Source organism: Streptomyces sp. S.PNR 29, from assembly GCF_030386795.1.
Taxonomy (GTDB): domain Bacteria; phylum Actinomycetota; class Actinomycetes; order Streptomycetales; family Streptomycetaceae; genus Streptomyces.
Genome location: NZ_JANUQM010000003.1, coordinates 439,121 through 457,193, shown reverse-complemented (window position 1 = coordinate 457,193; position 18,073 = coordinate 439,121). Strand labels below are relative to the sequence as shown.

13 protein-coding genes are annotated in these 18,073 nt (G+C 69.9%); 6 read left to right on the top strand and 7 right to left on the bottom strand.

The genetic code is table 11. The annotated features are described in order from the left end of the window. The first annotated feature begins 417 nt into the window (after positions 1–417). From NW895_RS10915 to NW895_RS10895, 5 genes are read left to right on the top strand one after another with little or no spacing between them, the layout of a single operon-like run. Entirely contained in the window at positions 418–2,229 is a 1,812-nt protein-coding gene (locus NW895_RS10915) for an ABC transporter substrate-binding protein (RefSeq protein WP_289935209.1), read from the top strand. A 38-nt stretch (positions 2,230–2,267) separates the two neighbouring features. After that, on the top strand, positions 2,268–3,305 hold the full coding sequence (locus NW895_RS10910; protein ID WP_289935208.1) for an ABC transporter permease: 1,038 nt from the start codon (positions 2,268–2,270) through the stop codon (positions 3,303–3,305). Next, positions 3,302–4,213, top strand: a complete 912-nt coding sequence (locus tag NW895_RS10905) for an ABC transporter permease (protein ID WP_289935207.1) — start codon at positions 3,302–3,304, stop codon at positions 4,211–4,213. The genes NW895_RS10910 and NW895_RS10905 overlap by 4 nt, the downstream gene beginning before the upstream one ends. Then, positions 4,210–5,334, top strand: coding sequence for an ABC transporter ATP-binding protein (locus NW895_RS10900; protein WP_289935206.1), 1,125 nt, complete (start codon positions 4,210–4,212; stop codon positions 5,332–5,334). Before NW895_RS10905 ends, NW895_RS10900 begins: the two co-directional genes overlap by 4 nt. Beyond that, positions 5,331–6,320, top strand: a complete 990-nt coding sequence (locus NW895_RS10895; RefSeq protein ID WP_289935205.1) for an ABC transporter ATP-binding protein — start codon at positions 5,331–5,333, stop codon at positions 6,318–6,320. Before NW895_RS10900 ends, NW895_RS10895 begins: the two co-directional genes overlap by 4 nt. 103 nt (positions 6,321–6,423) lie before the next feature. Here the strand turns inward: NW895_RS10895 and NW895_RS10890 are convergent, their stop codons facing one another. The 7 genes from NW895_RS10890 to NW895_RS10860 all read right to left on the bottom strand — a co-directional run bounded on the left by NW895_RS10890 (position 6,424) and on the right by NW895_RS10860 (position 17,473). Beyond that, the gene (locus NW895_RS10890) at positions 6,424–7,572 is read right to left on the bottom strand and encodes a dipeptide ABC transporter ATP-binding protein (protein ID WP_289935204.1); all 1,149 of its coding nucleotides are present in this window, start codon (positions 7,570–7,572) and stop codon (positions 6,424–6,426) included. Next, positions 7,565–8,623 carry an ABC transporter ATP-binding protein gene (locus NW895_RS10885; RefSeq protein ID WP_289935203.1) on the bottom strand — a complete coding sequence of 353 codons (1,059 nt, stop codon included), beginning with the start codon at positions 8,621–8,623 and terminating at the stop codon, positions 7,565–7,567. Before NW895_RS10885 ends, NW895_RS10890 begins: the two co-directional genes overlap by 8 nt. Before the next feature lie 11 nt (positions 8,624–8,634). Beyond that, the gene (locus tag NW895_RS10880; RefSeq protein ID WP_289935202.1) at positions 8,635–9,567 is read right to left on the bottom strand and encodes an ABC transporter permease; all 933 of its coding nucleotides are present in this window, start codon (positions 9,565–9,567) and stop codon (positions 8,635–8,637) included. After that, a complete protein-coding gene (locus NW895_RS10875; protein ID WP_289935201.1) occupies positions 9,560–10,492 on the bottom strand; it encodes an ABC transporter permease in 933 nt (310 codons plus the stop codon). Before NW895_RS10875 ends, NW895_RS10880 begins: the two co-directional genes overlap by 8 nt. Positions 10,493–10,642: 150 nt before the next feature. Next, positions 10,643–12,265: an ABC transporter substrate-binding protein gene (locus NW895_RS10870; protein WP_289935200.1), complete on the bottom strand. Its 1,623-nt coding sequence runs from the start codon at positions 12,263–12,265 to the stop codon at positions 10,643–10,645. A 620-nt stretch (positions 12,266–12,885) separates the two neighbouring features. Further along, positions 12,886–14,802 (bottom strand): translational GTPase TypA, encoded by a 1,917-nt coding sequence (gene typA / locus NW895_RS10865; protein ID WP_289935199.1) that lies wholly within the window; start codon positions 14,800–14,802, stop codon positions 12,886–12,888. Between the two features lie 463 nt (positions 14,803–15,265). Beyond that, a complete protein-coding gene (locus tag NW895_RS10860) occupies positions 15,266–17,473 on the bottom strand; it encodes an ABC transporter family substrate-binding protein (protein WP_289935198.1) in 2,208 nt (735 codons plus the stop codon). Between the two features lie 288 nt (positions 17,474–17,761). Here NW895_RS10860 and NW895_RS10855 point away from each other — a divergent pair, with 288 nt between their 5' ends. Further along, positions 17,762–18,052, top strand: a complete 291-nt coding sequence (locus NW895_RS10855; protein ID WP_289935197.1) for a hypothetical protein — start codon at positions 17,762–17,764, stop codon at positions 18,050–18,052. Positions 18,053–18,073 lie beyond the last annotated feature (21 nt).

Genomic DNA, 18,073 nt, shown 5'->3' with positions numbered 1-18,073 from the left:
CGACATCGCGCCCCGGTCCGTTTACGGCACCCGCACGGCCGTACGCTGTACACACTGACGCGTCCGTATATCGGGATCGGGTCGGTGAAGTTGCGTGCGTGTTAACGCGGTTGCCGCATATTTGTGCGCATATGTCACCCCACCGCCCTCCCGGGGCCTCCGTCCCCCGTCCGGCGGCACCCGTTCAGGTGCCGTCAGGCCTCCACCAGGGACGCTTCACCGGTCTGGACCACTGACTGCCCCTTGGTCGAGAACTCGCCGTTTTCCCAGGCCAGATGGCCTCTCACGCGCCGTTGACGCACGCTGAGCGGCGCTGATAAACACACTCTTCTACCGCTGAGGCGACACCCTGGCCGACCCCGATCGAGCAGCGCAACCAGCCGTTACTGTGCGAGCTATGACGCGAGGTCACGACCCATGAGCAGATCCCGGACACCCCGGCTCGCCGCCGCCGCTGGCGTCGCCGCCCTGACCCTCACCACCGGCCTGGCACCCCAGCAGGCCGCGGCGGAGGACGGCAGGAAGGTCCTCACCGTCGCGGTCGCGCAGAGCGTCGACTCGCTGAGCCCGTTCCTGGCGACCCGTCTGGTCAGCACCAGCATCAACCGGCTGATGTACGAGTACCTGACCGGCTACGACGTCAAGGACGCCCACTCGATCCCGGGCCTGGCCACCAAGTGGTCGCCGTCCGCCGACAAGCTCACCTGGACCTACACCATCCGCTCCGACGCCACCTGGTCGGACGGCCACAGGATCACCGCCGAGGACGCGGCCTGGACGTTCAACACGATGATGACGGACGAGAAGGCCGGCACCGCGAACGGCAGCTTCGTCACCAACTTCAGGAAGGTGACCGCCCCGAGCCCCACCCAGCTCGTCATCGAACTGGACAAACCGCAGGCCACGATGACCGCCCTCGACGTGCCGATCGTGCCGAAGCACGTCTGGGAGAAGGTCGGGGACTTCTCGACGTTCCACAACGACAAGAGCTTCCCCGTCGTCGGCAGCGGCCCCTTCGTCCTCACCGGCTACAAGCCCGACAGCTACGTACGGCTGGAGGCCAACAAGAAGTTCTGGCGCGGGGCGCCGAAGTTCGACGAGCTGGTCTTCCGGTACTACAAGGACCAGGACGCCGCGGTGGCCGCGCTGCGCAAGGGCGAGGTCTCCTTCGTCGCCGGATCGCCCTCCCTGACGCCCGCCCAGGCGGCCTCCCTCAAGGGTGAGGAGAACATCAAGGTCAACGACGCGCCCGGCCGCCGCTTCTACGCCCTCGCGACCAATCCGGGCGCCCGTGCGAGGGACGGCAGGCGCTTCGGTGACGGACACGAGTCCCTGCTCGACCAGCGGGTGCGGCAGGCGCTGTTCATGGCGGTCGACCGGAAAGCCCTCATCGACAAGGTGTTCCAGGGCCACGCGGTCGAGGGCGCCGGCTACATCCCGCCACGCTTCTCGTCGTACTACTGGGAACCCTCCCCGGACCAGGAGCTCGCCTACGACCCGGCACAGGCGGCCCGGCTCCTCGACCAGGCGGGCTACCAGAAGAACGGCGCGGGCAAACGGGTCGGCAAGGACGGCAGGCCGATCACGTACCGCGTCCTGTGCCACGCCACCGACCCCAACGACAAGGCGGTCGGCCAGTACCTCAAGGAGTGGTGGGGCGAGCTCGGCATAGGCGTGAGACTCGACTGCCTGGACAACGTCAGCGATCCCTGGCTGGCGGGCACCTACGACCTCGCCTTCGACGGCTGGTCCGTCAACCCCGACCCGGACTTCGTCCTGTCGATCCACACCTGCGCGGCCCTGCCCGCCACGCCCAAGGACACGGGCGCCACCGACAACTTCATCTGCGACAAGAAGTACGACGACCTGTACGCCCGCCAGCTCGCCGAGTACGACCCCGCCAAGCGGGCGAACCTCGTCAAGCAGATGGAGTCGCGGCTGTACGACCTGGGATACATGAACGTCATGGCGTACCCGAACGCCGTCGAGGCCTACCGCACCGACCGGATCGCCTCGATCGAGACCATGCCGAAGGACGCGGGCAACATCTACGGCCAGGACGGTTACTGGAGCTGGTGGTCGGCGGTCCCGGCGGCCTCCGACAGCTCCTCCGACGGGGCCGGGTCGGCGGGCGTCATCACCGGCGTCGTCGTCGGCGTGGTGATCCTCGCGGGCGCCGGCGGATTCCTGGCGATGCGGCGGCGGGCCACGGCCGAGGACCGCGAGTAGCCGATGGACAGACCGGTTCCGCACCCGGGCAGCCGCCCATGACCGCCGACGCGGCGCCCGCCCCGGCCGGCGAAGCCACCGGGCCGAAGGGGCGCACCTCCACCACGTATCTGCGGTACGGCGCCGGCAAGGTGGGCGGCGCCGCCGTCTCCCTGCTCGCCGTCCTCGTCACCGGCTTCTTCCTCTTCCGGCTGATCCCCGGCGACCCGGTGAAGACCATGACCGGCGGGCGGCCGGTGTCGGCGGAACAGCTGGCCGCCTACCGGCGGGAGTTCGGACTCGACCTGCCGCTGTGGGAGCAGTTCACCGACTACTGCCGCAAGGCCCTCACCGGCGACCTCGGCACCTCGTACCAGTTCCGGGCGCCGGTCACCGACAAGATCGTCGAGGCGCTGCCGAACACCCTGCTGCTCACCGGCACCGCTTTCGTCCTGTACACCGCCCTGGGCATCGTCCTCGGCACACGCTCCGCCTGGCGGCACGGCCGGCTCGGGGACCGGCTGAACACCGGTCTGGCGCTGACCCTGTACTCGGTGCCGTCGTTCTGGCTGGGCCTGCTGCTCATCATCGTGTTCTCGGTCGGGGTCGGTCCCGTTCCCGGGCTGTTCCCGACCGGCGGCATGGAGTCGGGCGGCGAGGAGGGCCTCGGTCACGTCCTCGACGTCGCCCACCATCTGATCCTGCCGGTGATCACACTGGTCGCCGTCGAGTACGGGCAGACGCTGCTGGTCACCCGTTCGGCGCTGCTGGACGAGATGGGCAGCGACTATCTGACGACCGCGCGCGCCAAGGGCCTCAGGGACGACCTGGTGCGCCGCCGGCACGCCGTGCCGAACGCGCTGCTGCCGACGGTGACGCTGATCTTCGTCAACCTCGGCCGGACGGTCGCGGGCGTGATCCTCGTGGAGACCGTCTTCTCGTGGCCGGGCCTCGGCGGCCTGTTCTACCAGGCCCTGAGCGTGCCCGACCTTCCCCTGGTGCAGGGTCTGTTCCTCTTCTTCGCCTCGGCGGTGATCGTCATGAACACGCTGGCCGACCTGGTCTATCCGCTGCTCGACCCGCGGGTGGGCCGATGACGACCGACCTGGCCCGGGTGACTCCGGGCCGGCTCGCCCGGCAGCGGCGCCGCCGGGCCGCCGTACGGTTCTGGCGGCAGTACCGCACCCACCGCGCCGGGCTGGTCGGCCTGGCCGCGCTCGCCCTGTTCGGGTTCGTCGCCCTGACCGCGCCGCTGACAGTCGGCTCCGAGGTGGCCGGCGTGACCGGGGCGCCGGGGAGCCCGATGGAGAGCCCGAGCGGGGAGTTCCCGCTGGGGACGGACCGGTTCGGGCGGGATCTGCTGGGGCTGGTGGTGTGGGGTTCGCGGGTGTCGCTGCTGGTGGGACTGCTCGCGGCGGTGCTGTCGGTGGCGATCGGGGCGGTGGTGGGAATCACCGCCGGGCACTTCAAGGGCGCGTACGCGACCGTGATGATGCGGGTCACCGACTGGTTCCTGGTGATGCCGACGCTGGTGCTGGCCATCGCGCTCGCGACCGTCCTGTCCCGCTCGCTCGGTACGGTCGTCCTGGCGATCGGCGTCACGTCGTGGCCGACGACGGCCCGGCTGGTGCGGGCGCAGACGCTGGCGGTGGAGTCCCGGCCGTACATCGAGCGCGCCAGGGCGCTGGGCGGGGGGCACTGGCACATCATGTCCCGGCATGTGCTGCCCAACGTGATGCCGCTGGTGCTGGCGCAGACGACGCTGATGGTCTCCTCCTCCATCCTGGCCGAGGCGACGCTGGCCTTCCTCGGGCTCGGCGACCCGACGGTGGTGTCCTGGGGCGGGCTGCTGCAGGACGCGCGGGAGGCGGGGGCGGTCAGCGCCGGCGACTGGTGGTACCTGGTGCCGCCGGGCATCGCCATCGCCGCAGTGGCGCTGGCGTTCACGCTGTGCGGGCGCGCGGTGGAATCGGTCCTCAACCCCAGGCTGGAGGTGGCGCGATGACGCTGCTTCAGGTGCGGAACCTCGACGTGACGTATCCGGGCGGGGCGGCCGCGGTGCGGGGCGTGGACCTGTCGCTGGCGGCCGGTCAGAAGCTCGGTGTCGCGGGCGAGTCGGGCTGCGGCAAGTCCACGCTGGCGCTCGCGCTGCTGCGGCTGCTGCCGGCCGGTACGCGGGTCGGCGGGGAGGTCCTGCTGGACGGGGAGGACGTGCTCACGATGCGGTGGGGGCGGGTGCGGGCGGTCCGCTGGGCGGGCGCCTCCATCGTCTTCCAGGGGGCGATGCACTCCCTGAACCCCGTGCACCGCGTCGGCGACCAGATCGCCGAGCCGATCCTGCTGCACCGCAAGGAGACGGCTGCGGGGGCGCGGCGCAGGACGGGCTCGCTGCTGGAGCAGGTGGGCCTGCCCGCGGCGCGGGCGTCGGCGTACCCGCACGAGCTGTCCGGCGGTCAGCGCCAGCGCGTCATGATCGCCATGGCGCTGGCCTGCGACCCCCGGCTGATCGTGGCCGACGAGCCGACCACCGCGCTCGACGTGATGATCCAGGCGCAGATCCTCCGGCTGATCGAGCAGCTGGTCACCGACCAGGACCTGGGCCTGATCATGATCAGCCACGATCTCGCGGTGCTCGCCGACACCTGCGACCGGCTCGCGGTGATGTACGCGGGCCGGGTCGTCGAGGAGGGCCCCGCCCGGGACGTCCACGAGGGCGCCCGGCACCCGTACGCCCAGGCCCTGTCGGCGGCGTTCCCCCGCATCGGCGACCGGGCCTCCCGGTTCGCCCCCCGCGGCCTGCCCGGCGACCCGCCCGACCCGTCCGCCCTGCCCTCCGGCTGCGCCTTCCATCCCCGGTGCCCGGTGGCACTGGAGGGGTGTGCCACGCAGGACCAGGTGCTGCGGGAGACGGGGGAAGGGCGCCGGGCGGCCTGCGTTCATGTGGCGGGCCTCCCGCCGGGGCTGGGTGCGGGGGCGGCACGCCCCGAGGGTGCGGTGGCGGGGGCCGCGGCTCCCGCAGACACCGCAGCGCAAGCCCCCGGCACCCCGGGCCTCGCCGCCGGGGGAACCGCCGGAGGGACGCCAGGTCCGGCCGGAGACGCCCGGGACGCGAGGAGGGCGCCATGACGACACCGCCGCCCCTGCTCAGCGCCCGCGAGCTGCGCGTGACCTTCCCCGGCCGCCACGGCGGCGCCTCCGCCCGGGCCGTGGACGGTGTCGACCTCGACATCCGGCCCGGCGAGATCGTGGCGCTGGTCGGCGAGTCGGGCTGCGGCAAGACGACGCTGGCGCGCTCGCTGCTCGGTCTGGTGCCGCCGACCGCGGGGCGCGTCAGCTTCGCCGGGCGACCGCTGGAGTACGGCTCGCGGGCGTTGAAGGCGTACCGCAAGCGGGCCCAGCTGGTGCTCCAGGACCCGAGCGGCTCGCTCAACCCACGGCACACCGTGTACGACGCGGTGGCCGAGGGGCTGCGTATCCACGGGTACAGCGGTGACGAACGGGAAGCGGTCGCGGAGGCCCTCGCCCGAGCGGGGCTCCGCCCGCCCGAACGTTTCTTCCTGCGCTACCCGCACGAACTGTCCGGCGGCCAGCGCCAGCGCGTGGTGATCGCGGGCGCGCTGGTCCTGGAGCCCGAGCTGCTCGTCGCCGACGAGCCGGTGGCCTCCCTCGACGCCTCGGTACGCGGCGAGATCCTGGCCCTGCTGCTGCGCCTGCGCACCGAACTGGGCCTGGCCGCGCTGGTGGTGACCCATGATCTGGGGCTGGCGTGGAACATCGCCGACCGCGTCGCGGTGATGTACCTGGGCCGGATCGTGGAGACGGGCGAGGTCGAGCAGGTGCTGACGGCACCCCGGCACCCGTACACCCAGGCCCTGCTGTCGGTCCTGCCGGACGCGCCGGGCGCCCCGGTCGTCCTCGCCGGCGAGCCCCCGGACCCCTCCCGCATCCCCTCCGGCTGCCGTTTCCGGCCCCGCTGCCAGATCCTGGCCGGCGGCGAGGCGGCACGCGCCGGCGTCGCGGACCACTGCCGCACTCAGGACCTGGAGGTCCTGAACGGCAGCGGCGAGGCCCAGGTGGCCTGCCACTGGGCGCGGGCGCGGGCCGGCGCCTGAGCCTCGCTCAGCGCCACCACCTGGTGCCCCCATCGTGCGCGGAAAAGGCCGGTTCCCGGCGCCTGGGCAAGGCGCCGGGAACCGGGTGGGGCGGCAGAGCGGATCAGGCCGCGTGGACGACGTCCTTCTCCTCGGCGAAGTGGCACGCCGACTCATGGGCAGCCGGGGAGTCGGCGCCCTGGAAGCGCTCGGGGATCGCCAGCAGCGGCACCTCCTCGGCGCACTTGTCCTGGGCCTTCCAGCAGCGGGTGCGGAAGCGGCAGCCCGAGGGCGGGTTGGCCGGGGACGGCACGTCGCCGGTGAGGATGATCCGCTCGCGGTGCTCACGGGCATCCGGGTCCGGCACGGGGACCGCCGACAGCAGCGCCTGGGTGTAGGGGTGCGTCGGGTGGTCGTAGATCTGCTCGTCCGTGCCGATCTCGGCGATCTTGCCGAGGTACATCACACCGACGCGGTCCGAGATGTGCCGGACGATCGACAGGTCGTGCGCGATGAAGATGTAGGAGAGGTTGAACTCGTCCTGCAGCTTCTCCATCAGGTTGATGACCTGCGCCTGGACGGACACGTCCAGCGCGGAGACCGGCTCGTCGCAGATGATGATCTCGGGGTTCAGGGCCAGACCTCGCGCGATGCCGATGCGCTGGCGCTGGCCGCCCGAGAACTGGTGCGGGTAGCGGTTGATGTACTCGGGGTTGAGGCCGACGACGTCCAGGAGTTCCTGGACGCGCTTGCGCCGGTCGCCCTTCGGGGCCGCCTCCGGGTGGATCTCGAAGGGCTCCCCGATGATGTCGCCCACCGTCATACGCGGGTTGAGCGAGGTGTAGGGGTCCTGGAAGACCATCTGGATGTTGCGGCGGACCGCCTTCAGCGCGCGGCCGGACAGCTTGGTGATGTCCTGGCCCTTGTAGAAGATCTCGCCGGCCGTCGCCCGCTCCAGGTTCATCAGGAGCTTGGCGACGGTGGACTTGCCGCAGCCCGACTCGCCCACGATGCCCAGCGTCTCGCCCTGGTACAGGTCGAAGGAGACGCCGTCGACGGCCTTGACCGCGCCGACCTGCTTCTTGAACAGGATGCCCTGGGTGAGCGGGAAGTGCTTGACCAGGTTGCGGACCTGGAGGATCGGCTCCCCGCGCTCGACGGGCGCCTCGATGGCGGCCACCGACTCCGACTCGGAGTGGGCGTCCACGACCTCCACCTCGGAGACGTTCGGCGTGGCGTCCTGAGGCTCGTCGTTCTTGCTGAGCTCAGCCATGGAGCGTCTCCTTCCAGAAGTGGCAGGCCGAGGCGCGGCCGACGAGCTCCGTGCCGTCCTGTTCGGTGACCGGGTGCAGCGGCGGCACATCCGTACGGCAGATGTCCTGGGCCTTCGGGCAGCGCGGGTTGAAGGCGCAACCGGCCGGGGTACGCAGCAGGTTGGGCGGCAGACCCTTGATCGCGTACAGCTCCTGGCCCTTCTGGTCCAGGCGCGGGATGGAGTCCAGCAGACCCTTGGTGTACGGGTGCGCCGGCCGCTTGTACAGCTCGTGGACCGGGGCGCGCTCCACGATCCGGCCCGCGTACATCACCGCGATCTTGTCCGCGACGTCGGCGACCACGCCGAGGTCGTGGGTGATCAGGATCAGGCCCATGTTGTACTCGCGCTGCAGCTCCGCGAGCAGGTCCATGACCTGGGCCTGGACCGTCACGTCGAGGGCCGTGGTGGGCTCGTCGGCGATGATCAGGTCCGGCTCCAGGGCCAGCGCCATGGCGATCATGATGCGCTGGCGCATACCGCCCGAGAACTGGTGCGGGTAGTCGCTGACGCGGGCCGTTGCGGCCGGGATCTTCACCCGGTCCATCAGCTCGATCGCCTTGGCCTTGGCGTCCTTCTTCGACAGGCCCTGGTGGACGCGGAACATCTCGCCGAGCTGGTAGCCGACGGTCAGCACCGGGTTGAGCGAGCTGAGCGCGTCCTGGAAGATCATCGCGATCCGGCGGCCGCGGATCTTGCGGCGCTCCTCGACGGACATCGTGAGCATGTCCTGGCCGCGGAAGAGGATCTCGCCCTGGGGGATCTTCGCCGGGGGCATGTCGAGGATGCCCATGATCGCCTGCGCGGTCACCGACTTGCCGGAGCCGGACTCGCCGAGCACGGCGAGCGTCTCTCCCGCGTTCACGCTGTAGTTGACGCCGTTGACCGCCTTGACGACGCCCTCGCGGGTGTGGAACTCGACGTGCAGGTCACGCACGTCGAGCAGCGGGGCACCGTCGTCCCCGTCGCCGCGGGGCGAGGGCACGGCAGTGGCTTCTTCGATGATGGTCACGTACGCCTCCCTCAGCGCATCTTCGGGTCGAGGGCGTTGCGGACGGCCTCACCGAGCATGATGAACGCCAGCACCGTGATGCTGAGCATGATCGACGGGTAGAGCATGATGTACTGCGCCACCCGGATCTGGTTGCCGCCGTCGGAGATGTCGTTGCCCCACGAGACGCCGTCCAGGCCGAGGCCGAGGAAGGACAGCGTGGCCTCGGCGGCGATGTACACACCGAGCGAGATGGTGGCGACGACGATCACAGGGGCGACCGCGTTGGGCAGCACATGGCGGAAGAGGATACGGCGGGTTCCGGCGCCGAGCGCCTTGGCCGCCTGTACGTAGTCCGCCTGTTTGATGGTGATGACCGAACCGCGCATCACACGGGCCGTCTGCGTCCAGCCGAGGAAGGCCAGGGCTCCGATGACCACGGGGATGGAGCGGTCGGTGAAGGAGTTCAGCATCACCATCGCGCCGAGCAGGAACGGGATACCGAAGAACATGTCCGTCACCCGCGACAGCACGGCGTCGAGCCAGCCGCCGAAGTAGCCGGCGAGCATGCCGACGAGGCCGCCGAACACGGTCACGACCAGGGCGGTTCCCGCGCCGACCAGCAACGAGGCCCGTGTGCCGTAGATGGCGCGGGCGTACACGCTGCGGCCCTGGGCGTCGTAGCCCAGCCAGTCCGCCGAGAAGACGTTGCCGTAGTTCGGGTGCTGCAGGTAGTGGTTCGCCAGGTCCTTGTCGTTCGGGTCGGCGTCGGTGAACAGCCCCGGCCAGGCCGCGATGATCAGCAGCAGGAGGATCAGCACGGCCGAGACGATGAAGATCCAGTTGCTGCGCAGGTCCAGCCACGCGTCGCCCCACAGGCTGCGGGTCTTCTCCGGCTTGGACTCCGGCACGTTCGTGGCGGCGGCGACGACCGCGTCGTCGGCGGTCTTGGTCAGCTCAGGCATAACGGATCCTCGGGTCCAGGACCGCGTAGAGCAGGTCGACGATCAGGCTGGTGAGGAGGTACACGAGGACGAGGATCGTGACCAGGCCGACGAGCGTGGTGCCTTCGCGGCGGACGATCGACTCGTAGATGGTGCCGCCCACGCCGTGGATGTTGAAGATGCCCTCGGTCACGATGGCGCCGCCCATCAGGGCGCCGATGTCGGTGCCGAGGAAGGTGACGACCGGGATGAGCGAGTTGCGCATCAGGTGCACGCCGACGATGCGGCGCCGGGGCAGGCCCTTGGCGATGGCCGTACGCATGTAGTCGGCACGCAGGTTCTCGGCGACGGAGGTACGGGTCAGCCGGGCCACATAGGCGAGCGAGGCGCAGGCCAGCACCGTGGCGGGCATGATCAGCTGACTGATGTTGGTGTCGTCGACCACCGACGGCTCCAGCCAGTCCAGCTGGAAGGCGAACACCGTCTGGAAGATGTAGCCGAGCACGAAGACCGGCACCGAGATGAGCAGCAGCGTCAGGAAGAGGACGGCTGTGTCGGTCGCCTTCCCCGCGCGCAGGCCCGCGACGACGCCGAGCAGGATGCCCAGGGTCGCCTCGATGGCGAACGCCAGGCCGGCCAGACGCAGCGTCACCGGGAAGGCGTCACCCAGGATGTCGGTGACCGGGCGTCCGCTGCCGATCTGCGTGCCGAAGTCGAGGTGCAGAACGATGTTCCGCATGTAGTCCCAGTACTGGACCAGGACGGGTTTGTCGAGGCCGTACTCGTGCCGCAGTGACCGCAGGACCGCCGGGCTCGCGGCCTTGTCACCGAACAGCCCCCGCACGGGATCGCCGGGCAGGGCGTAGACCATCAGGAAAATAAGCAGAGTCGTCCCGATGAAGACCGGGATCATCTGGAGCAGTCGTCGTGCGACGTAGCGCCCCATCGTGCCTCCATGTCAGTTCAGCGGCAGCCGACGGGCCCTTTCCGCGCGCACCGCGAAGGATGCGCGCGGAAAGGGCCCCCCGGTTGCTGCCGTCCCTCCGGGCGCGGCGCACGAGGCGGCGCCGCGCCCGGAATCGCGGGCTGTCAGCGGTTACTTCTTGACCTGAACGCCGGTCAGGATCGGGTCGCCGTCCTGGGCGTACTTGACGCCGGTGACCTTCTCCGAGTAGCCCGCGTTGACCTTGTAGTACCAGAGCGGAATGCTCGGCATGTACTTCGGCAGCTCCTTCTCGAGCTGCTGGTACAGCGACTGCGACTCCTCGATCGTCTTGGCGCCGTCGGCCTTCTTGATCAGGTCGTCGATCGTCTTGTTGGAGAAGCCGCTCTGGTTGCCGGACGAGTTCGTGCCGAACAGGTCGCGGAGGAAGTTGGCGTTGAACGGGTAGTCGAGCACCCAGCCGGAGCGGTACATCGACTTGACTTCCTGGTTGTCACGGGCGTTGAGGTCCGCCTGGAAGTCCGCCTTGCCGTCGCCGGTGCACGCCACGCCGGTCGCCTTGGTGATGGAGCCGCAGACCGCCTCGACCCACTCCTTGTGACCGCCGTCCACGTTGTACTGGATGGAGATCTTGTTGCCCGGAACGCCGCCGCCCTCCTTGATGAGCTGCTTGGCCTTGGCCGGGTCGTACTTGAAGATGTCGGTGCCCAGGTCCGGCTGGTAGCCGAGAACACCCTTGGCGACCCAGCCGGTGGCCGGCTCGCGGGTGCCCTGGAGGACGGTCTTGGTGATGGTGTCGCGGTCGATCGCCATCGACAGGCCCTGCAGGACCTTCGGGTCGATGTCCTTCCACTGCTTGGTGTAGAAGGCCGGGGCGATCGTCTGGATCGAGGAGTAGGCCTGGTCCACGGCGCGGTCGCCGAGGTCGGCCTTGTAGACCGGCAGGTCACGCGGGGCGATCTGCCGCATGACGTCCAGGTTGCCGGACTTCAGGTCCTGGTAGGCCGTCTCCAGCTTGGAGTAGTTCTTGAAGATCACTCCGCCGTTCTTGGCCTTGTTCGAGCCCTTGTAGTCGTCGTAGCGGGCGACCTCGATCTGCTTCTTGTGCTGCCAGCTGACGAACTTGTAGGGGCCGTTGCCGACCGGCTTCTCGCCCGCGGCCTTCGGGTCCTTGTAGAAGGACTCGGGCAGCGGCGAGAAGACCTCGTAGCCCAGCTTGTACACGAAGTACGGCAGCGGGCTGTTCAGCGTGATGGTGAAGGTGTTGTCGTCGACGACCTTCAGGCCGGACATCTCGGTGGCCTTCGGCTTGCCCTTCTCGGGGGCGACGTCGGAGTAGCCCTTGATGTCCGAGAACCAGAAGCTGTTGGTCTGCTTGTTGGCCGGGTTCGCGGCCCAGTTCCACGCCTTGACGTAGGACTCGGCGGTCACGGGGGTGCCGTCGTGGAACTTCCAGCCCGGCTTCAGCTTGACCGTGAAGGTCTTGTTGTCCTTCGAGTCCACCGACTGAGCGTTCATCATGACGATCTTGCCGCTGGAGTCGTAGTCGACGAGCCCGGTGAACAGGGCCCGGGTCACGATGCTGCCGTTGGACTCCATGGTGTTCGCCGGCTGCAGCGGGTTCTGCGGCTCGCCGACCTCGATCGAGAACTTGCCGTTCGGGTCGATCGCGGCCTTGCTGTCGTTCCCGCTGTCGCTTCCCCCACCACAGGCCGTCGCGCCCAGCGCCACAACCGCGGCTATTGCCACCCACTTGGCGCTCTTGGCACCGCGCATGGGTTCCTCCTCATGAGTCCAATGGTTCACCGCAAAGGGAGCACGCGACACAACACCGCACCGCCCGTCGCCGGTGCCGGAGTTGGTCAGGTGCCCCCGCGCTCGTGAGTGGGCGCCGCCGAAGCGCGTGACCCGTTCGTCCGAGCATCTACGCGCCTAACTATCTGCCATGGGCGGTGGCCGAACCACACCCCTGAGGTCTCGGTTCGATCACACCTCGTCCGTACTTCTTCCAAAATCCGGACAAACGGTTTGCCGAAAGATCCCTGCGAAACGGACTTGTTACACATCTATCGGTGGCGGGTGTCCGCATTCCGGACATCGACATGAGAAAACCGGTTGCACCGACGGGCCCGCTGTGCCGGGAGGACGCGTGCGCTCAACCGGGCTGCGCTCGGGGGCCGTTGACCGGTGGCCGACCAACGGTCGACGAACGGCAGGCCACGCCTGTGCCCACAGCAGACTAATAGGCACAGGACGGCTCGTACGGCTCTCCCTCAGGATTGAAGGGTTTTCCCTATACGTGTGCCGGCGTGCGCCGACTCGACGGAACGCGTTTCCGGGCCCACGGAAACCGGGCACCCCGCCTCGCGGAGTGCCCGGCATGTGGTGACGGCGCGTCAGCCGTGCTTGGCGCGGCTCGCGGCGCGGGCGCGCTCGCGGGCGTCCAGGTTCACCTTGCGGATGCGGACGGCCTCCGGGGTCACCTCGACGCACTCGTCGTCGCGGCAGAACTCCAGGGACTGCTCCAGCGACAGCTTGCGCGGCGGGACGATCGACTCGGTCACGTCGGCCGTGGACGACCGCATGTTGGTGAGCTTCTTCTCCTTGGTGATGTTGACGTCCATGTCGTCGGAGCGGGAGTTCTCGCCGACGATCATGCCCTCGTACACCTCGGTGCCGGGCTCGACGAACAGCACACCGCGCTCCTGGAGGTTCGTCATCGCGAAGGCGGTGACGGCACCGGCGCGGTCGGCGACCAGGGAGCCGTTGTTGCGGGTCTGCAGCGGGCCGAACCAGGGCTCGAAGCCCTCGTGGATGGAGTGGGCGATACCGGTGCCGCGGGTCTGCGTCAGGAACTCGGTGCGGAAGCCGATGAGGCCGCGCGAGGGCACCACGAACTCCATGCGCACCCAACCCGAGCCGTGGTTGGACATGTTGTCCATCCGGCCCTTGCGCACGCCCATGAGCTGGGTGACCGCGCCCATGTGCTCCTCGGGCACGTCGACCGTCATGCGCTCGACCGGCTCGTAGGTCTTGCCGTCCACCTCCCGGGTGACGACCTGCGGCTTGCCGACGGTCAGCTCGTAGCCCTCGCGGCGCATGGTCTCGACGAGGATGGCGAGCGCCAGCTCACCACGGCCCTGGACTTCCCAGGCGTCGGGACGGTCGGTGTCCAGCACCCGCAGGCTGACGTTACCGATCAGCTCGCGGTCCAGCCGGTCCTTCACCTGCCGGGCGGTGACCTTGCGGTCCTTGACGGCCGCCTTCGCGTCGGCGCCCTTGCCGGTGCCGCCACGGCCGACCAGCGGGGAGGTGTTGGTGCCGATGGTCATGGAGATCGCGGGCTCGTCGACCGTGATCAGCGGCAGCGGAACCGGGTTCTCGGTGTCCGCCAGAGTCTCACCGATCATGATGTCCGGAATACCGGCGACGGCGCAGATGTCGCCGGGGCCGGCCTTCTCGGCGGGCTTGCGGGTGAGGGCCTCGGTCATCATCAGCTCGCTGATCCGCACGTTCTGCACGGACCCGTCGCGCTTCATCCAGGCCACCGTCTGGCCCTTCTTCAGCTCGCCCTGGTGGACGCGGAGCAGCGCGATACGGCCGAGGAAGTTGTCGGCGTCCAGGTTCGTCACGTGCGCCTGGAGCGGGGCGCCCTCGTCGTAGGTCGGGGCGGGGATGTGCTCCAGGATGGTCGAGAAGAACGGTTCGAGGCTGGTGGAGTCGGAGGGGACGGTGCCGTCCTCGGGCTTGGTCAGGGAGGCGATCCCGTCACGGCCGCACGCGTAGACGATCGGGAACTCGATCTGCTCCTCGTCGGCGTCGAGGTCGAGGAACAGGTCGTACGTCTCGTTGACGACCTCGTCGATACGGGCGTCCGGCCGGTCCGTCTTGTTGATGCACAGGATGATCGGCAGCCGGGCCTGGAGCGCCTTGCGCAGCACGAACCGGGTCTGCGGCAGCGGGCCCTCGGAGGCGTCGACGAGCAGCACGACACCGTCGACCATCGACAGACCGCGCTCGACCTCGCCGCCGAAGTCGGCGTGGCCGGGGGTGTCGATGATGTTGATGGTGACCGGGTCGCCGCCGTCCTTGGGGTGGTACTTCACCGCCGTGTTCTTGGCGAGGATCGTGATGCCCTTCTCACGCTCCAGGTCGTTCGAGTCCATGACGCGGTCGTCGACGGAGTCGAGCTGGTGAGCGGCGAAGGCACCGGCCTGCTTGAGCATGCCGTCGACGATGGTGGTCTTGCCGTGGTCGACGTGGGCGACGATGGCGACGTTGCGGATGTCGTGACGCGTTGCAGTCACAGCCATATTGCGGCGTACTCCCGGAGTGGTGAGGACGGCCCTCGCGTACATCTGTGTTACGCGGGCCCTGCCGGGCTGAACATGCCACGGCCTCACCCCATGGTACGGGCCCGCTGCCGCTGGGCTTGTCCGGGATACGTCGGTGCAGGTCGGGCACGGTTTTCAGGTGCCGGAGGCGGTCTGTGGGGGCTGCCGACGGCATCACGGCGTCGCGCCGCGGCCGTGGGCGCGGCCCGGATCCGGCAGCGGCACGGCGCCGCGCCACGGGGGTGTGCCGGGCAAGCGGACAGCGAGGCGGGGCCCCCGCCTCACCCAGAACGCCGGTTCCCGACGCGCTGAGTCCGGGGGGCGGCCGGGCCGGGCGGTGTGGGTGGGGGGCGTCCGGGTTTGTCGGGTGTGTGGTCCGCCGGCGCCCCCGCCGTGATCGTGGGGGGCCGGGCGGGGGCGGTAGTGGGTCGGGGTGACCGGACTAGCGGCTCGCCGACGGGGCCGGCGCCGGCTTCACGCCTTTCTTGAGGAAGCCCATGTCCTCGTACACCGGCGTCTCGAAGCCGAAGGCGCCCACATTGGCCAGGTTCTTGCGCGCGGCGACCAGTTCCGGGCGCTGGTAGAGGGGGATGGAGCCGGCCGCCGCCCAGATGCGGGAGTCCGCCTTGCGGATCAGGCCGCGGGCCTCGTCCTCGTCCAGCGTCGCCAGGGCCTGGTCGAAGAGCTGGTCGACCTGGTCGGTGCCGACGCGGGTGTAGTTCTGCTCCACGTTCAGGGAACCGTCCGCCGCCGCGACCGGCTTGGCGTAGATCGGGCGGGCGTCGGTGGCGGGGAAGGCCGATGTGGGCCAGGAGTACAGGGCGAGGTCGTACTGGCCGGACGCAATGTGGTCCTTGAAGTAGGACTCGTCGGAAACCCTGGTGACGTTCGTGCGAATACCGACCCGCTCCAGCATCCGGGAGATGCGGTCGGCCACCGTGCGCAGCGGTTCCGAGCCAGGTCCGGAGGGGAGCACGAAGCGGAGCGTGAGCGCCTTGCCGTTCTTGGCGAGCGGCGCGGTGGCGCCCGCCGGGACCGCGGTGCCCTTGGGGGCGTAGGCACCGGGCACGGCGTCCTGCTCGTGCTTCTTCTGCTCACGGTCGGCGTCACGGCGCGCCTTGCCGTCGGCCTGCGTCTCCCCGTACCCCCCGTTCTCCCCGTTCTCCCCGTTCTCCCCGTCCCCCTTCTTCTCCTTCTTCTCCTTCTCTTTCTTGTCCCCCTGCTTCTGCTTGTCCCCCTCCCCCACGATGTACGTCCCGTCGTCCCCGCCCGGCGACGCCTTCTCACCCTTGGCCGCCTCGGCCCCCGCCGCCTTCTCGCCCTTCTTCCGCTTCTTGACCGGCCCGCCCGGTACCCACCCGGCGTCCGCGAGCAGGGCCTGCGCCTCCTTGGTGTCCTGACCGCCGAGCGCGCCGCTGTTGTCGGCGTACGCGGCCTGGCCGGAGAGCGCGAGGTGGCTGCCGACCGGCTTGGCGGGCAGGCCCAGCGGCTTCAGGACGGCGCCGGCCAGCTCCTCGCGGTCGAGGGTGCGGGCCACCGCCCGGCGGACGCGTTCGTCGGCGAGCGGTCCGCCGACGCCGTTGAGGGCGAGCTGGGTGTAGGCCGGCTCCAGCGACTTGCGGACCTCGAAACCGCGCAGGGCCTGCTGCTGGCGCGAGTACCGGGCGAGGGCCGCACGCTGCTCGCTGCGGGCCAGGGCCTCCTCGTCGACCGCCTTCTCGTCGGCGGGGGCGACATGCCGGCCGGGCCCCATCCGCGCGGGGCTGCCGGCCTGGCCGGCGGCGGTGATGCGCCGGGCGGTGGCCGGGTCGACCTCGGCCAGGTCGACCTTCCCGGCGGCCAGCGCGGCGGCCCGCTGCTCGCGCGGCACCGCGCGCAGCACGATGCGCGACAGCTTGGCCGGCTCACCCCACCAGTGCGGGCTGCGGGCGAGGACCACCTCGTCGGCCTTGCGGTCGACCTTCTGCACGGTGAAGGGACCGGAGGTGACCTTCAGTTTCCGCCGCGCCCCGTCGTTGAAGGAGTCCGGGGTGCCCATGACGTCCTTCGGGTACAGCGGCGAGAACAGCGACCGCCAGTCGGCGTAGGTCCGGCTGAAGGTGACCTTGACCTCCAGGTCGCCGGCACCGCGCTCGACCTTCTGGATGCGGTCGTATCCGGCGTTGCGGGCGGTCCAGTAGGCGGTGTCCTTCCCGGACAGGGCACGCCACTGGGCGGCGAAGTCGGCGGCGCCGATCTCCCGGCCGTCGCTCCAGACGGCCTCCTGGTTGAGCTTGTAGACGACGACCTGCTTGGGCTCGGTCTTGACGATCTTGGCCGATTCCAGATAGTCGGGGTTGCGCTCGGGGCGGCCGCTGTCGTTCAGCCGGAACAACGACGGCAGGACGGCCTGGGCGACGCGGGTGGTGGTCGCGTCGGCGTCCGACTGGAACGTGTTCAGGGTCTCCGGTACGGAATCCGCGGCCCAGCGCAGAGTGCCCCCGTCGGCCACCTTGGCCCGGGCGACGGGCGCGATGTCCTGCGCCGCGAGGGGCTTGCCGGCCGGGTCGTCGGAGCCGCAGGCGGCGAGCGTGGGCACCGCGAGCGCGCCCGCGGTGAGGAAGGCGACCGAGCGCATGACCGCGCGCAGTCCGACGCCGTCGTGGGACATCTCTGCTACCTCCGGGAAGCCGCGGGCGTTATGCTCACTTTTGGCGGTATTTGGCGCTCATCAGATGTATGCGGCCACTGAAGAGGAAAGGGTTCGGCAACAGAGAGCGACACGGCGACTGCGGGCGCGAAGCCCACTCGTGCGGCGCAACACACCCCCGGGATGCACCACACACCTCGGCCAATCGGTGCACATCCCTTCACAGCGTGTGCTGTGACGCGCAACACTCGCAGGCGCATGAACGTTGCCGCCTTGGGCCTCGACGACCCGCGGAAGTGAGGGCAAGTCATGTCCGTGCACGACGAACTGATGTCGGTCCAGCGCTGCCTCGACGACCTGTCCCGGTCTGTGAGCCGCCTGGAGAAGCAGATCGGCAGCGGGGGCCTGGAGATCCGCCGGGTCCGCACCGACGCCGACCACCTGCGCGAGAGCGTCGCGCTGCTGCGGGAGGCGGCCACGACCCCGGCCGCGCCCCAGCGCCCCGACCTCGTGACCATCCCCGACACGCCGTACGACCCCGCGCTGTGGACGGACTCGGACGACGAAGGCCTGGGCGCCCGCGACCGGCACGCCCCCTGAACCGACCCGAGCCCCACCGCG

Excerpts from the sequence above, each read along its gene's own strand:
- NW895_RS10915 (WP_289935209.1), top strand. The coding sequence starts at position 418 with ATGAGCAGATCCCGGACACCCCGGCTCGCCGCCGCCGCTGGCGTCGCC.
- NW895_RS10910 (WP_289935208.1), top strand. The coding sequence starts at position 2,268 with ATGACCGCCGACGCGGCGCCCGCCCCGGCCGGCGAAGCCACCGGGCCG.
- NW895_RS10905 (WP_289935207.1), top strand. The coding sequence starts at position 3,302 with ATGACGACCGACCTGGCCCGGGTGACTCCGGGCCGGCTCGCCCGGCAG.
- NW895_RS10900 (WP_289935206.1), top strand. The coding sequence starts at position 4,210 with ATGACGCTGCTTCAGGTGCGGAACCTCGACGTGACGTATCCGGGCGGG.
- NW895_RS10895 (WP_289935205.1), top strand. The coding sequence starts at position 5,331 with ATGACGACACCGCCGCCCCTGCTCAGCGCCCGCGAGCTGCGCGTGACC.
- NW895_RS10890 (WP_289935204.1), bottom strand. The coding sequence starts at position 7,572 with ATGGCTGAGCTCAGCAAGAACGACGAGCCTCAGGACGCCACGCCGAAC.
- NW895_RS10880 (WP_289935202.1), bottom strand. The coding sequence starts at position 9,567 with ATGCCTGAGCTGACCAAGACCGCCGACGACGCGGTCGTCGCCGCCGCC.
- NW895_RS10875 (WP_289935201.1), bottom strand. The coding sequence starts at position 10,492 with ATGGGGCGCTACGTCGCACGACGACTGCTCCAGATGATCCCGGTCTTC.
- NW895_RS10870 (WP_289935200.1), bottom strand. The coding sequence starts at position 12,265 with ATGCGCGGTGCCAAGAGCGCCAAGTGGGTGGCAATAGCCGCGGTTGTG.
- typA (WP_289935199.1), bottom strand. The coding sequence starts at position 14,802 with ATGGCTGTGACTGCAACGCGTCACGACATCCGCAACGTCGCCATCGTC.
- NW895_RS10860 (WP_289935198.1), bottom strand. The coding sequence starts at position 17,473 with ATGTCCCACGACGGCGTCGGACTGCGCGCGGTCATGCGCTCGGTCGCC.
- NW895_RS10855 (WP_289935197.1), top strand. The coding sequence starts at position 17,762 with ATGTCCGTGCACGACGAACTGATGTCGGTCCAGCGCTGCCTCGACGAC.